The following is a 13,465-nucleotide window of genomic DNA, read 5'->3' on the forward strand; positions in this document are numbered from 1 at the left end:
ATAACCGACCTGCAGGAGCCAGGCTTGCCGGCGAGGGCGCCCCGCCAATCGCCTTCGCCGGCAAGCCAAGCTCCTGCAAATAACTTCTTTTATCGAGCGAGACCGTAACCACCTACAAGCCGAGGCATTCATGTATCACGACAATATAATTTATAAAAAAAAGTCCAATGATCCTCAATTCCTGCTTGGCGTCGCTGTGGTGTTGTTCCTCGGCGCGTACCTGATGAACCTGGGCAACAGCGCCCTCAGTCACTTTCTGCATCCACTGCTGGGCGACGCCCCCGACAGCCTGACCGCCCGCAATATCGCCATCGGTTTGCTGATCGCCGTGCTCGGCACACTGAACTTCCATGTCCTCGGGCGCCTGAAGTTCAAAGTGCAAACCACCGTAGTGTGGATCGAACTGCTGATCCTGTTCCTCGCCTTCTTCGACACCTTCAACCTCTCCTACAGCTTCATCCTCGACAAGATCGGTTTCCTGATCATCCAGGGCGCCGCGACCACGCTGTATATCTCCGCCGTCGCCATCGTGATTGCCTTTGTGCTGGCGCTGATCGGCGCGGTGGCCAAGCTGTCGAACAACGGCCTGGCGAATGCCATCGCCTCGTTCTACACCTCGTTCTTTCGCGGTGTGCCGCTGCTGATCCAGATCTACCTGATTTACCTCGGGCTGCCGCAACTCGGTTACGTGGTCGACGCAGTGCCGGCCGGCATCCTCGCCCTGTCGCTGTGCTACGGCGCGTACATGACCGAGATCTTCCGCGCGGGGATCCAGAGCATCCCGGTCGGCCAGTGGGAGGCCTCGCGGGCGCTGGGCATCAGCCCGTTCAAAACCCTGAGCCGGGTGATCATGCCGCAAGCCTTGCGGGTGATCATCCCGCCCACCGGCAACCAGTTCATCGCCATGCTCAAGGACAGTTCGCTGGTGTCAGTGATCGGTGTCTGGGAGCTGATGTACCTGGCCAAGACCCAGGGCCGCGCGGACTTCCGTCACCTGGAAATGCTGATCACCGCCGCGATGATTTACTGGGCGCTGTCGTTCATTCTCGAACGGGTGCAGGCGCGAATCGAAAAACGGGTCAACCGATCCACTGCCAGAGGTTGATCCATGATGACTACCGCCGAGCGACTCGACCTGGCCCCTGCTACGCAGACCGGCCCATCCATGATTTCAATCACTGGCCTGAACAAGTGGTACGGCAATTTTCACGCCTTGCGTGACGTCGATCTGAACGTGGCCGCCGGGGAAATCCTGGTGGTGTGCGGGCCGTCAGGTTCGGGCAAGTCGACGATGATTCGCTGCATCAATCACCTGGAAAATTTCCAGAAAGGCCACATTAAGGTCAACGGCATCACCCTCACCAGCGAGGCGGAAAGTGTCAGCGCGGTGCGCCGGGAAATCGGCATGGTGTTCCAGAGCTTCAACCTGTTCCCGCATCTGAGCGTGATGGATAACCTGACCCTGGCTCCGCAGTTGGTGCAAGGCGTGTCGTCCACCGAAGCGAAAAAACGTGCGCAGGTGTACCTGGAGCGAGTGCGGATTGCCGAGCACGCGCACAAGTATCCGTCGCAACTGTCCGGCGGCCAGCAGCAACGCGTGGCGATTGCCCGGGCGCTGTGCATGAATCCCAAAGTGATGCTGTTCGATGAGCCGACCTCGGCGCTGGACCCGGAAATGGTCCACGAAGTGCTCGATGTCATGGGCGAGTTGGCCACCGACGGCATGACCATGATTTGCGTGACCCACGAGATGGGTTTTGCCAGCAAGGTCGCCGATCGCGTGCTGTTCATGGACCAGGGCCAGGTCATCGAACAAGCCACCCCGGCCGAGTTTTTCAACAACCCCCAGACCGAACGCGCGCAGAAGTTCCTCTCGCAAATCATCGGTCACTGAGAACGGCTTTACCCCGCATAACAAAAACGAAAAGTGGAGATAAACATGCTCAGTAAAAAACATGCGCTGACCCTCGCTGCCACCCTGTCGCTGTTGTTCGTCGGCGCAGCCAATGCCGGCGCGGTCCTGGACAAGATCGAGAGCAGCAAGACCCTGACCGTCGCGACCTCGGCGACCTGGCCACCCCAGGGATTCATCAACGACAAGAATGAGATCGACGGTTTCGACATCGACGTCTCCAAGGAGATCGCCAAGCGCCTCGGGGTCGCGGTCAAGTTCATCACGCCGGACTGGGACGTGATCACCGCCGGCAAATGGAACGGGCGCTGGGACGTGTCCGTGGGCTCGATGACCGCGACTAAAAGTCGCTCGCGCATCCTCGATTTCCCCGGCACCTATTACTACGTGCCCTACGTGTTTGCCGTGCACGGCACCTCCAAAGTCACCGACCACAAAGCGCTGAACGGCAAGACCATCGGCGTCGAAGGCGGCACCACGTCCGAGGACTATTTCAGCCAGGCGCTGGCCATTGAAACCACCGACGTGCCGCCCGTGGTATATGACGTCAAAACCGAAAAAATGAAGACCTACTCCGGCTCTGTCGGCCCGCTGGACGATTTGCGCCTGGGCGATGGCACACGCCTGGATGCGATCCTCACGCAACGCAGCACCCTGGACGCGGCCGTCAAGAAAGGCTACCCGCTGCGTGCCGTGGACAATGCCGTGGCGTTCTACGAACCGCTGGCCATCGCCACCGACAAGGGTGACCCGGAGCTGACCGCCAAACTCAGTGAAATCGTGGGCGCGATGCACAAGGACGGCACGCTGACCAAGCTCTCGGACAAGTGGTACGGCGTCGACTACTCGACCATCAAGTAAGCGCACTAACCCTGTGGGAGCGAGCCGGCTCGCTCCCGCAAACACCCTTCTTCAAGGATTGATCATGTCCTTTCCAACCACCTGGTATTCCCAAACCTCGCTGCCGCGCGCGGCCCGGCCCGCATTGAACGGCGATCAAACCTGCGACGTGTGCATCATCGGCGCCGGTATCGCCGGCCTCACGGCCGCCCTCGAACTGACCCGGCGCGGCAAGCGCGTGATCATCCTTGAAGCCCATCAAGTCGCCTGGGGCGCGTCCGGTCGTAATGGCGGCGTGGTCTCGCCGGGCTGGGCGGAAGGCTCTGGGGCGATCCGCAAAAAACTCGGTCTGGAACAGGCCAGGGCGTTGTTCCAGATGTCGGCCGAGGGGGTGGAGATCGTCCGCGACAACATCCGTGAACTGGCCCTGACCGGGTGCGCGCCGTCCGCCGGCACCATTCGCGTCAAGCGTTACGACGACGGCGCCGAAGTGAAAAACCACATCGAAACCATGCGCCGGGACTTCGGCTATGAACTCAACTTTCTCGACACCGCCCAGGTGCGCGAACGGGCGCACACCTCGCGTTATTTCCAGGGTGTGGAAGACCCCAATGCCCTGCATTTCCACCCCTTGAATTATTGCCTGGGCCTGGCCCTCGCCATCGAAGCGGTGGGGGGACGGATTTTCGAACATTCGAAAATGCTCGCCTGGCAGCACCAGGGCACCGACAAAATCGTCCGCACTGTTCACGGCACCGTGTGCTGCCAGGACCTGGTGTTCTGCGCCGGCGGCTACGGCGGCCCGGAATTGCAGAAGCTCAGCCGCGCCTATCTACCGATCGCCACGTACGTGGTGCTGACCGAACACCTGGGCGACGGGATCAAGAATGTCCTCGACTCCGGCGCCGCGTTCTCCGATGACCGCCGCGCATCGGACTATTACCGCGTGGTCGAAGGCGACCGCCTGCTCTGGGGCGGACGCATTACCACCCGCAACGAACAGGACGAAAAAGCCCTGGCGGCGATGCTCAAGGCCGATATGGTCTCGGTGTATCCGCAATTGGCTGCGGTCAAGATCGACCTGGCCTGGTCCGGCCTGATGGGCTACTCCACCAACAAAATGCCCAACCTGGGGCTGCTGGAACCGGGTGTCTGGGCCTGCACTTCGTTTGGCGGCCATGGCTTGAACACCGGCTCCATCGGTGGCCGGGTGATCGCTGAAGCGCTGTGTGGGGACAGTGCGCGTTATCAGCTGTTCAAGCCGTATCTGCTGGACTGGAACGGTGGGCCGTTCGGAAAGATTGCCGCCAATGCGATCTATCAGTCGTTGAAGGTCATGGATTTTGTTCAGGAACGATTGCGCGGCTAACGCATTTTTTGTGGGCACAAAAAAACCGGCCGAGGCCGGTTTTTTTCATTTCAACGCAATCAGAGCTTGGCGTTCTGCAGGTCATCGAGGTAGCGCTCGGCGTCCAGTGCCGCCATGCAGCCGGCGCCGGCCGAGGTGATCGCCTGGCGGTAAACGTGGTCAGCCACGTCACCGGCGGCGAAGATGCCTTCCAGGTTGGTGGCAGTGGCATTGCCTTCACGGCCGCCGTGCACCACCAGATAGCCGTCTTTCAACGTCAGCTGGCCTTCGAACAGCGAAGTGTTCGGGGTGTGGCCGATGGCGATGAACACGCCGTCCACGGTCAGTTCGTCGAAGCTGCCGTCGTTGTTCTTCAGGCGAGCACCGGTCACGCCCATGTTGTCGCCCAGGACTTCGTCCAGGTTCGAGTTCAACTTGAGGATGATCTTGCCTTCGGCAACCCGGGCGTTGAGCTTGTCGATCAGGATCTTCTCGGCGCGGAAGGTTTCGCGACGGTGGATCAGGGTCACGGTGCTGGCGATGTTGGCCAGGTACAGCGCCTCTTCAACAGCGGTGTTACCGCCACCGACCACAGCCACTGGCTTGTTGCGGTAGAAGAAACCGTCGCAGGTCGCGCAGGCCGATACGCCTTTGCCCATGAACGCTTCTTCCGACGGCAGGCCCAGGTAACGCGCGCTGGCGCCGGTGGCGATGATCAGGGCGTCGCAGGTGTAGGTCGCGCTGTCGCCGGTCAGGGTGTACGGCTTGGCGGCGAAGTCCACGGCATTGATGTGGTCGAAGACGATCTCGGTTTCAAAGCGTTCGGCGTGCTCTTTCATCCGCTCCATCAGCGCCGGGCCGGTCAGGCCGTGGACGTCGCCCGGCCAGTTGTCGACTTCGGTGGTGGTGGTCAGTTGACCGCCAGCCTGCATGCCGGTGATCAGCAGTGGCTTGAGGTTGGCACGGGCGGCATACACCGCGGCGCTGTAACCGGCAGGGCCGGAACCGAGAATAATCACTCGCGAATGACGGACTTCAGACATGACCTGCTCCTGTTAACCGGCCCGAATAACCTGGCGCGGAACGCCGGGTTTGCCGGCGGGAATAAAAAAGGACTGTTGAAAGCACTTGGGGAAGGCTTGAGCTCGACAGTCCTGTAAAAAGAATGGGTGCAGCGTATCGAGGGGGCGAAGATTAAGGAAATACGGTTTAACAATCCAGCTCATAGGCGGTCTCTATCCCGATACGGTGATTTTATAGACGCCTTTGTTACAGTGAATGTCGACGCTGCGACCGCGCTTTCGCCCGTGAGGCAAAGCCGGTAAGGTCGGCGCGTTTACCCCTTGCTCGGAGCACGCTATGCCCGCCCCTGTTCTGTCCGGCCCGCAATACCTGCGCGAAGGCCTCAAGCTGGTCTTGAGCCCGGGCCTGCGTTTGTTCGTCTTGTTGCCGCTGGCAATCAACCTGGTGCTGTTCGTCGGATTGATTTACCTGGCCGGCCATCAATTCAGCTTATGGGTCGACACCCTGATGCCGTCCCTGCCCGACTGGCTGAGTTTCCTCAGCTACGTCCTCTGGCCGATTTTCGTGGTGCTGGTGGGATTCATGGTGTTCTTCACCTTCACCATGCTCGCCAACGTCATCGCCGCACCGTTCAACGGCTTCCTCGCGGAAAAAGTCGAAGTGGTGGTGCGCGGCACCGACGACTTCCCGACCTTCAGTTGGGGCGAGCTGATCGAAATGATCCCCCGCACCCTGGCCCGGGAAATGCGCAAACTCGGCTACTTCCTGCCCCGGGCGCTGGGCCTGTTCATTCTCTCGTTCATCCCGGTGGTCAACATCATCGCCGCGCCGTTGTGGCTGCTGTTCGGCGTATGGATGATGGCGATCCAGTACATCGACTACCCGGCGGACAACCACAAACTTGGCTGGAACGAAATGCTCGCCTGGCTGCGCGAAAAGCGCTGGCAGAGCATGAGCTTTGGCGGGATCGTGTACCTGGCGCTGCTGATTCCCGTGGTCAACATCCTGATGATGCCGGCCGCCGTGGCCGGGGCGACGTTGTTCTGGGTGCGTGAACGTGGGGCGGAAAATCTGGTGCCCCAGCGCGCGGCGTCATAAATCCATCATCGCACTGACACAATGACGACATGGCCTCAGCCGACACTGAGGTCATGACGACAGCTCTGCATATCACCCTGATCACCGAAACCTTCCCCCCGGAAATCAATGGCGTGGCCCATACCCTTGGCCGCTTGTGCGACGGTTTGCGCGCGCGCGGGCATCAGGTCGAGCTGGTTCGACCGCGTCAGGGCTGTGATCGGCAGTTGGGCAGTGACGATGCACTGCTGCTGTGTCGCGGCTGGCCGCTGCCGGGTTATCCGGGGTTGCAGTGGGGCCAGTCGTCGATGCACAAGTTGCTGCGGCGCTGGAAACGCCATCGCCCCGACGTGTTGTACATCGCCACTGAAGGGCCGTTGGGTCTGTCGGCCTTGCGTGCGGCGCGGCGCCTGGGGATTTCGGTGGTCAGCGGCTTTCACACCAACTTCCAACAGTACTCGAGCCAGTATGGGTTCGGCCTGCTGACGCGCCTGTTGACCCACTACCTGCGCTGGTTTCACAACCGCTCGACACTGACATTGGTGCCCAGCATCAGCCAGCGACTGGAGCTGGAACGCCGGCAGTTCGAACGCCTGGCCCTGTTGTCCCGGGGGGTCGATAGCCAACTGTTTCACCCCACCAAACGTCTCGACGCGCTGCGTGAACAATGGGGCCTGGCGGACGATGACATTGCCGTGGTCCACGTCGGACGCCTGGCCCCGGAGAAGAACCTGGGCTTGCTCAAGCGCAGCTTCGAGGCATTGAAAAGCACCTATCCACAGCGAAACCTGAAGTTGATCGTGGTCGGCGACGGTCCGTTGCGAATGGCGCTGGAGAAGGATTTGCCCGAGGCGATCTTCTGCGGCACACAACGCGGCGAAGCCCTGGCCAGCCACTATGCGTCGGGGGATGTATTTCTGTTTCCAAGCCTGACCGAGACCTTCGGCAATGTGGTGCTGGAGGCGCTGGCTTCGGGGCTGGGCGTGGTGGCCTACGATATGGCGGCAGCGGGTCAGCACATTCGCCACGGCTACAACGGCGTACTGGCGATGCCGGGCGATGAGGAAGCGTTCTGCGAGGCGGCGCGCTGGTTGCTGGAAGAGCGGGAAACACTGCGTTGCGTGCGGCTGAATGCACGCCAGCATGCGAGTCGCCAGGGGTGGGCGGCGATTATCGAGCAGTTTGAGGGGCAGTTGCGCGGGGCTTGTGTGCAGGGGCAATCGCTGCCGAATGGCGCGTTGTTGCCTTAAAAGCTTCGCGGGCAAGCCTCGCTCCTACAGAGGACGGTGATTCCCTTGTAGGAGCGAGGCTTGCCCGCGAAGAGGCCTTCCCAGGCGCCGCTTAAACCAGCGTCATCAACGCCTCACGGCTGAACGGCAGGATGTCTTCCTCACGCCCCTCGCGCACTTTCTGCGCCCAATCCGGGTCCACCAGCAGCGCACGACCTACAGCCACCAGATCGAACTCTTCGTTATTCAACCGCTCCAGCAATTTCTCCAGGCTGGCCGGCTGCGCGATCTTGTCGGTGTTGACCATGAACTGCAGAAACTCGCCATCCAGACCAACGCTGCCCACGGTGATGGTCGGCTTGCCAGTGAGCTTGCGGGTCCAGCCGGCCAGGTTCAGCTCGGAACCGTCGAATTCCGGCTCCCAGAAACGCCGCGTCGAGCAGTGGAAAATGTCCACGCCTGCGTCGGACAACGGCTTGAGGAATTCACCCAGGGCTTGCGGAGTTTGCACCAGGCGCGCGGTGTAATCCTGCTGCTTCCACTGGGAGAAACGGAAGATGATCGGGAAACCTTCGCCCACGGCCGCACGCACGGCCTGGATCAATTCGATGGCGAAACGCGAACGGTTGGCCAGGCTTCCGCCGTATTCGTCGGTGCGCTGGTTGGTGCCTTCCCAGAAGAACTGGTCCACCAGATAGCCGTGGGCGCCGTGGATTTCCACGCCGTCCATGCCGATGCTCTGGGCATCTTTGGCCGACTGTGCGAATGCGGCGATGACGTCCTGGATATCCTGTTTAGTCATGCCGTGAACCACGACCTGACCGTCCTTCAGTTTCTCCGACGGGCCGTAACCCGGCACGCTGGCGTCCGGCTCGGTGCCGATGCGGCGCACACTGCCCACGTGCCACAACTGCGGAACGATCTTGCCGCCTTCGGCGTGCACCGCGTCGACGACTTTCTTCCAGCCAGCCAGGGCAGCTTCACCGTAGAAATGCGGCACGTTCGGGTAGCCGTTGGAGGCCTTGTGGCCGACGGTGGTGCCTTCGGTGATGATCAGGCCCACGCCGGCAGCAGCGCGGCGGCGGTAGTACTCGATCACTTTGGTATTGGGTACGCCGCCCGGGGAGAAGGAGCGGGTCATCGGCGCCATGACGACGCGGGTCGGCAGTTCGAGGGTGCCGAGGTGGAACGGTTTGAACAGGGCTTTAACGGGCATGGGACGCTCCACGGGGAAATGACTTTATGACGGGTATAATATGGAGAGTCGCAAGCCTTGAACAGCACTATTGATTGCGGTGATTAAGGTCTAAAAGGTAGGAAACATTGTAGGAGCATGGCTTGCCCGCGATGGCGGTGTGTCCGCCGACAACTAAGTCGACTGACATGACGCCTTCGCGAGCAAGCTTTGCTCCTACAGGTACAGGGAGATATTCAGCTCAGCGCTTTTTCGATGGCGTGGATCACCGTCGGATCATCCGGCGCTGTCCGCGGCGAAAACCGCGCCAGGACGCGCCCGTCTTTGCCCAGCAGGAATTTCTCGAAATTCCAGGTGATATCACCCGGAAACTCCGCGCCCTCGCCCGCCAGCAAACGGTACAGCTGATGACGATCGTGACCGTTGACTTCCAGCTTGCTGGACAACGGAAAGGTCACGCCATAGTTGAGGCTGCAGAACTCCTGGATCTCTTGCTCGGTGCCCGGTTCCTGGCCAGCAAACTGGTTGCACGGCAAGCCCAGCACGCTGAAGCCCTTTCCCTTGAATTGCTGATAGAGGTTTTCCAGCGCCGCGTACTGTGGGGTCAATCCACATTTGGAGGCCACGTTGACCACCAGCACGACTTGCCCCTTGAAGGGCGCCAGAGGGAGCTCCTGACCATCCAGGGCTGTCAATTTAAGGTCGTGGAAAGCACTCATGACGAACTCCAAATTCCCGTGTTCTTCTCGAAACAGCCACCTGGCGGCGCCGCCTGGGACAGCCGCGGACTAAAAAGGCGCCCTCGGGCGCCTCTCCAGTTCTCGAAAGCTTAGCGCAGAAAATCAGTGGTGATGGCCACCTTCGCCATGGACGTGACCATGAGCGATTTCTTCCTGGCTGGCATCACGGATGTCGATGATCTTGACCTGGAAATTCAGGCGCTGACCAGCCAACGGGTGGTTGCCGTCGACGGTGACATCGTCGCCGTCCAGGTCACGGATGGTGACAATTTGCATCTGGCCGTCCGGCGCGGAAGCGTGGAACTGCATGCCCACTTCCAGTTCATCGACGCCTTCGAACATGCTGCGGCTCAGGGTGCTGACCAGTTCGGCAGCGTATTCGCCGTAGGCGTCTTCAGGTTCAACGGCAACGGTCAGTTCATCACCGACGGTTTTGCCTTCCAGGGCTTTTTCCAGGCCCGGGATAATGTTACCTGCGCCTTGCAGGTAAACCAGCGGCGCGCCGCCGGCGGAGCTGTCGATGACCTCACCAGCGTCGTTGGTCAGGGTATAGTCGATGGAGACAGCCTTATTGGCGGCGATCAGCATGGGGCGAGACCTTTTGCAGAAGAATATAGAAAGAGCGAGTTTAGCGAAGCAATCGCCCGAAAGCGAACACAACCCGGACGGACGGATTGCCATGAAACCCTCAACGGTCACAGGCTTCCATCAGGACGAGGACGGCCATTGGGTCGCCGAGCTTTCCTGTGGCCACACCCAACACCTGCGCCATCAGCCGCCATGGCAATCCCGGGCCTGGGTCGTGGACCCTGCGCAACGTATTGAAAAAATAGGCCAGCCCTTTGATTGCGGTTGGTGCGCACAAGGCTCGGTTAGCGATAACCTTGGCGACTGAATTTCGGTAGATCGTCAGTTATAGATGATCACCACTGCCATGCACCTCCAGAGAATCCGCATGCAAACTTTTTTTATCGCACCCACCGATTTTGGTGTGGGTCTGACCTCCATCAGCCTCGGGCTGGTGCGCACCCTTGAGCGAGCCGGCCTCAAAGTCGGCTTTTTCAAACCGATTGCCCAGCCGCATCCGGGCGACACCGGCCCAGAGCGTTCCACCGAACTGGTGGCGCGCACCCACGGCCTCAAGCCGCCGCAACCCCTGGGCCTGGCCCACGTGGAGCGCATGCTCGGCGACGGTCAGCTGGATGAATTGCTCGAAGAAATCATCACCCTGTATCAGCAAGCGGCTATCGGCAAAGACGTGCTGGTCGTCGAAGGCATGGTCCCGACCCGCAGCGCCAGTTATGCCGCGCGGGTCAATTTGCACTTGGCCAAAAGCCTGGATGCCGACGTGATCCTAGTGTCGGCGCCGGAGAGCGAAGCCCTGACCGAACTGTCCGGCCGGGTGGAATTGCAGGCGCAATTGTTCGGCGGGCCGAAAGACCCGAAAGTGCTCGGCGTGATCCTCAACAAGGTCAAGACTGACGAAAGCATGGAGGCCTTCGCCTCGCGCCTGAAGGAACATTCGCCGCTGCTGCGTACGGGCGATTTCCGCCTGCTCGGCTGCATTCCGTTCCAACCGGAACTCAACGCCCCGCGCACCCGCGACGTGGCGGACCTGATGGGCGCGCAGATTCTCAACGCCGGTGATTACGAAACCCGGCGCATGACCAAAATCATCATCTGCGCCCGCACCATGCGCAACACCGTGGAGCTGCTCAAGCCCGGCGTGCTGGTCGTAACGCCAGGCGATCGCGACGACATCATCCTCGCCGTCAGCCTCGCCGCCATGAACGGCGTGCCCCTGGCCGGCCTGTTGCTGACCAGCGACACCCTGCCCGACCCACGGATCATGGACCTGTGCCGTGGCGCCTTGCAGGCCGGCCTGCCGGTGTTGTCGGTGAGCACCGGTTCCTACGAAACCGCCAACCAGTTGAACGGCCTGAACAAGGAAATCCCGATCGACGACCGCGAGCGTGCGGAGATCATCACGGACTTCGTCGCCAGCCACCTCGACGCCAAATGGCTGCACCAGCGTTGCGGTACGCCACGGGAAATGCGCCTGTCGCCGGCGGTGTTCCGCTATCAACTGATCCAGCGCGCCCAGGCCGCCAACAAGCGCATCGTCCTGCCCGAAGGCAGCGAGCCACTGACCGTGCAAGCCGCCGCGATTTGCCAGGCCCGGGGCATCGCCCGTTGCGTGTTGCTGGCCAAACCGGCGGACGTCGAAGCCGTGGCTCGCGCCCAAGGTATCGAGTTGCCTCCTGGTTTGGAGATTCTTGATCCGGATTTGATTCGCGGTAATTACATCGAACCGATGGTCGCCCTGCGCAAAAGCAAAAGCCTCAACGCGCCGATGGCCGAGCAGCAACTGGAAGACACCGTGGTGATCGGCACCATGATGCTGGCGCTGGATGAAGTCGATGGACTGGTGTCCGGGGTCATTCACTCCACCGCCAACACCATCCGCCCGGCCCTGCAGCTGATTAAAACCGCACCGGGTTGCACCCTGGTGTCCTCGGTGTTCTTCATGCTCTTCCCCGAGGAAGTGCTGGTCTACGGCGACTGCGTGATGAACCCGCACCCGAGCGCCAGCGAACTGGCCGAGATCGCCCTGCAAAGCGCCGATTCGGCCGCCGCGTTCGGCATCACGCCGCGAGTGGCGATGATCAGCTACTCCAGCGGTGAATCCGCCAGCGGCGAAGAAGTCGAGAAGGTCCGCGAAGCCACGTTGCTCGCCCATGAACAACAGAACTCGCTGCTGATCGACGGCCCGTTGCAATACGACGCCGCCGCCAACGAAACCGTGGCTCGGCAACTGGCGCCGAACAGCCAGGTGGCGGGTCGCGCCACGGTGTTTGTGTTCCCCGACCTGAACACCGGCAATACCACCCACAAAGCCGTGCAGCGCAGCGCCGATTGCGTCAGCCTCGGCCCGATGCTGCAAGGCCTGCGCAAACCGGTGAACGACCTGCCGCGCGGTGCGCAAGTCGATGACATCGTCTACACCATCGCGCTGACCGCGATTCAAGCTGCCAACCGACCTATGGATCTTTAAATGCTGGCTTTCCTTCCTGCCCCCGTACGCGGCGTCATCGCCTCGTTGCTGTTGGCACTGAACACCATTTTGCTGTGCTCGTTTCTGTTCATCGTGGCGCTGTTCAAAGTGCTGCCCTTCGCCCTGACCCAGCGCTTCACCCGCTGGCTGATGAGCCACACCCATGAAGCCTGGATCAGCAACAACAAGGCCTGGATGAACCTGGTTTGCCGCACTCGCTGGCACCTCAGCGGCCTTGAAGGGCTGGACTATCAGCACTCGTACCTGATCACCAGCAACCACCAGAGCTGGGTCGACATCATGGTCCTGCAATACGTGCTCAACCGGCGCATCCAGCCGCTGAAGTTCTTTCTCAAGCAAGAGCTGATCTGGGTCCCGGTGATTGGCCTGGCCTGGTGGGCGCTCGGTTTTCCGTTCATGAAGCGTTACTCCAAGGCCTATCTGGAAAAGCACCCGGAGAAGAAAGGCAAAGACCTGGAAACCACGCGCAAGACCTGTGACAAGTTCCGCAATAACCCGGTGGGGATTTTCAACTTCGTCGAAGGCACGCGGTTTACCGAGGGTAAGCATGCGCAGCAAAAATCGCCGTTCAAGTACCTGCTCAAGCCCAAGGCGGGCGGCATTGCGTTTGTGCTGGACGCGATGGGCGAGCAGCTTGAGTCCATCGTCAACGTGACCATTCACTACCCCGCTGGCCGGCCCGGCTACTGGGATCTGCTGTGTGGGAACGTGAAAGACGTGGTGGTGCATTTTCAGGAGTTGAAGATTCCGCCGCAGTTCATTGGCAAGAATTACGACCAGGACGGCGAGTACCGCTTGCAGTTTCAGGGCTGGATCAATCAGCTTTGGGAAGACAAGGATGCGTTGCTGGCGCAGATGCATCGTGAGTATCCCGCCAGGTCTTGAGGCGGCTGTACTGGCCTCTTCGCGGGCAAGCCTCGCTCCTACAGGTTAGCGTCGTGTGTTAAACGTGCGGCCACCCGCAATCCGTAGGAGCGAGGCTTGCCCGCGAAGGCGTCCCCACAGCCACAAAAAAAAACCCGCCG

13 protein-coding genes are annotated in these 13,465 nt (G+C 60.8%); 9 read left to right on the forward strand and 4 right to left on the reverse strand.

Features of this window, described 5'->3' with window-relative positions:
• Positions 1-130: 130 nt before the first annotated feature.
• The 4 genes from FQ192_RS04645 (at position 131) to FQ192_RS04660 (ending at position 4,121) form a co-directional block, all read left to right on the forward strand.
• Positions 131-1,105: an amino acid ABC transporter permease gene (locus tag FQ192_RS04645; RefSeq protein WP_123515254.1), complete on the forward strand. Its 975-nt coding sequence runs from the start codon at positions 131-133 to the stop codon at positions 1,103-1,105.
• Between the two features lie 60 nt (positions 1,106-1,165).
• The gene (locus FQ192_RS04650; RefSeq protein ID WP_149657741.1) at positions 1,166-1,894 is read left to right on the forward strand and encodes an amino acid ABC transporter ATP-binding protein; all 729 of its coding nucleotides are present in this window, start codon (positions 1,166-1,168) and stop codon (positions 1,892-1,894) included.
• Positions 1,895-1,939: 45 nt separating this feature from the next.
• Positions 1,940-2,773 carry a transporter substrate-binding domain-containing protein gene (locus FQ192_RS04655; RefSeq protein WP_149657559.1) on the forward strand — a complete coding sequence of 278 codons (834 nt, stop codon included), beginning with the start codon at positions 1,940-1,942 and terminating at the stop codon, positions 2,771-2,773.
• Positions 2,774-2,837: 64 nt separating this feature from the next.
• Positions 2,838-4,121: an FAD-binding oxidoreductase gene (locus tag FQ192_RS04660; protein ID WP_149657560.1), complete on the forward strand. Its 1,284-nt coding sequence runs from the start codon at positions 2,838-2,840 to the stop codon at positions 4,119-4,121.
• Between the two features lie 59 nt (positions 4,122-4,180).
• On the opposite strand, the gene trxB is transcribed toward FQ192_RS04660, so the two are convergent.
• On the reverse strand, positions 4,181-5,143 hold the full coding sequence (gene trxB / locus FQ192_RS04665; protein WP_149657561.1) for a thioredoxin-disulfide reductase: 963 nt from the start codon (positions 5,141-5,143) through the stop codon (positions 4,181-4,183).
• A 316-nt stretch (positions 5,144-5,459) separates the two neighbouring features.
• Between trxB and cysZ the strand changes: the two genes are divergently transcribed.
• Complete coding sequence (gene cysZ / locus FQ192_RS04675; protein WP_149657562.1) at positions 5,460-6,221, forward strand: sulfate transporter CysZ; 762 nt, start codon at positions 5,460-5,462, stop codon at positions 6,219-6,221.
• 29 nt (positions 6,222-6,250) lie between these two features.
• Positions 6,251-7,450: a glycosyltransferase family 1 protein gene (locus FQ192_RS04680; RefSeq protein ID WP_149657563.1), complete on the forward strand. Its 1,200-nt coding sequence runs from the start codon at positions 6,251-6,253 to the stop codon at positions 7,448-7,450.
• 91 nt (positions 7,451-7,541) lie between these two features.
• Here the strand turns inward: FQ192_RS04680 and FQ192_RS04685 are convergent, their stop codons facing one another.
• The 3 genes from FQ192_RS04685 to FQ192_RS04695 form a co-directional block, all read right to left on the reverse strand.
• Positions 7,542-8,645: an NADH:flavin oxidoreductase gene (locus FQ192_RS04685; RefSeq protein WP_149657564.1), complete on the reverse strand. Its 1,104-nt coding sequence runs from the start codon at positions 8,643-8,645 to the stop codon at positions 7,542-7,544.
• A 215-nt stretch (positions 8,646-8,860) separates the two neighbouring features.
• The gene (locus tag FQ192_RS04690) at positions 8,861-9,343 is read right to left on the reverse strand and encodes a glutathione peroxidase (RefSeq protein ID WP_149657565.1); all 483 of its coding nucleotides are present in this window, start codon (positions 9,341-9,343) and stop codon (positions 8,861-8,863) included.
• A 123-nt stretch (positions 9,344-9,466) separates the two neighbouring features.
• On the reverse strand, positions 9,467-9,952 hold the full coding sequence (locus FQ192_RS04695) for a peptidylprolyl isomerase (RefSeq protein ID WP_008150718.1): 486 nt from the start codon (positions 9,950-9,952) through the stop codon (positions 9,467-9,469).
• On the opposite strand from FQ192_RS04695, the gene FQ192_RS04700 reads away from it, so the two are divergent.
• The 3 genes from FQ192_RS04700 to FQ192_RS04710 are packed head-to-tail and all read left to right on the forward strand — an operon-like array spanning position 9,921 to position 13,325.
• Positions 9,921-10,259: a DUF3565 domain-containing protein gene (locus FQ192_RS04700; protein ID WP_123406318.1), complete on the forward strand. Its 339-nt coding sequence runs from the start codon at positions 9,921-9,923 to the stop codon at positions 10,257-10,259. The two genes, FQ192_RS04695 and FQ192_RS04700, sit on opposite strands and share 32 nt — an antisense overlap.
• A gap of 60 nt (positions 10,260-10,319) precedes the next feature.
• The gene (gene pta / locus FQ192_RS04705; RefSeq protein WP_149657566.1) at positions 10,320-12,419 is read left to right on the forward strand and encodes a phosphate acetyltransferase; all 2,100 of its coding nucleotides are present in this window, start codon (positions 10,320-10,322) and stop codon (positions 12,417-12,419) included.
• Positions 12,420-13,325, forward strand: a complete 906-nt coding sequence (locus FQ192_RS04710) for an acyltransferase (protein WP_149657567.1) — start codon at positions 12,420-12,422, stop codon at positions 13,323-13,325.
• Positions 13,326-13,465: the final 140 nt, after the last annotated feature.

The sequence above is a fragment of the Pseudomonas sp. ANT_J12 genome, from assembly GCF_008370045.1.
Taxonomy (GTDB): domain Bacteria; phylum Pseudomonadota; class Gammaproteobacteria; order Pseudomonadales; family Pseudomonadaceae; genus Aquipseudomonas.

Excerpts from the sequence above, each read along its gene's own strand:
- FQ192_RS04645 (WP_123515254.1), top strand. The coding sequence starts at position 131 with ATGTATCACGACAATATAATTTATAAAAAAAAGTCCAATGATCCTCAA.
- FQ192_RS04695 (WP_008150718.1), bottom strand. The coding sequence starts at position 9,952 with ATGCTGATCGCCGCCAATAAGGCTGTCTCCATCGACTATACCCTGACC.
- FQ192_RS04660 (WP_149657560.1), top strand. The coding sequence starts at position 2,838 with ATGTCCTTTCCAACCACCTGGTATTCCCAAACCTCGCTGCCGCGCGCG.
- FQ192_RS04690 (WP_149657565.1), bottom strand. The coding sequence starts at position 9,343 with ATGAGTGCTTTCCACGACCTTAAATTGACAGCCCTGGATGGTCAGGAG.
- FQ192_RS04700 (WP_123406318.1), top strand. The coding sequence starts at position 9,921 with ATGGAGACAGCCTTATTGGCGGCGATCAGCATGGGGCGAGACCTTTTG.
- FQ192_RS04685 (WP_149657564.1), bottom strand. The coding sequence starts at position 8,645 with ATGCCCGTTAAAGCCCTGTTCAAACCGTTCCACCTCGGCACCCTCGAA.
- pta (WP_149657566.1), top strand. The coding sequence starts at position 10,320 with ATGCAAACTTTTTTTATCGCACCCACCGATTTTGGTGTGGGTCTGACC.
- FQ192_RS04710 (WP_149657567.1), top strand. The coding sequence starts at position 12,420 with ATGCTGGCTTTCCTTCCTGCCCCCGTACGCGGCGTCATCGCCTCGTTG.
- FQ192_RS04650 (WP_149657741.1), top strand. The coding sequence starts at position 1,166 with ATGATTTCAATCACTGGCCTGAACAAGTGGTACGGCAATTTTCACGCC.
- cysZ (WP_149657562.1), top strand. The coding sequence starts at position 5,460 with ATGCCCGCCCCTGTTCTGTCCGGCCCGCAATACCTGCGCGAAGGCCTC.
- FQ192_RS04680 (WP_149657563.1), top strand. The coding sequence starts at position 6,251 with ATGGCCTCAGCCGACACTGAGGTCATGACGACAGCTCTGCATATCACC.
- trxB (WP_149657561.1), bottom strand. The coding sequence starts at position 5,143 with ATGTCTGAAGTCCGTCATTCGCGAGTGATTATTCTCGGTTCCGGCCCT.
- FQ192_RS04655 (WP_149657559.1), top strand. The coding sequence starts at position 1,940 with ATGCTCAGTAAAAAACATGCGCTGACCCTCGCTGCCACCCTGTCGCTG.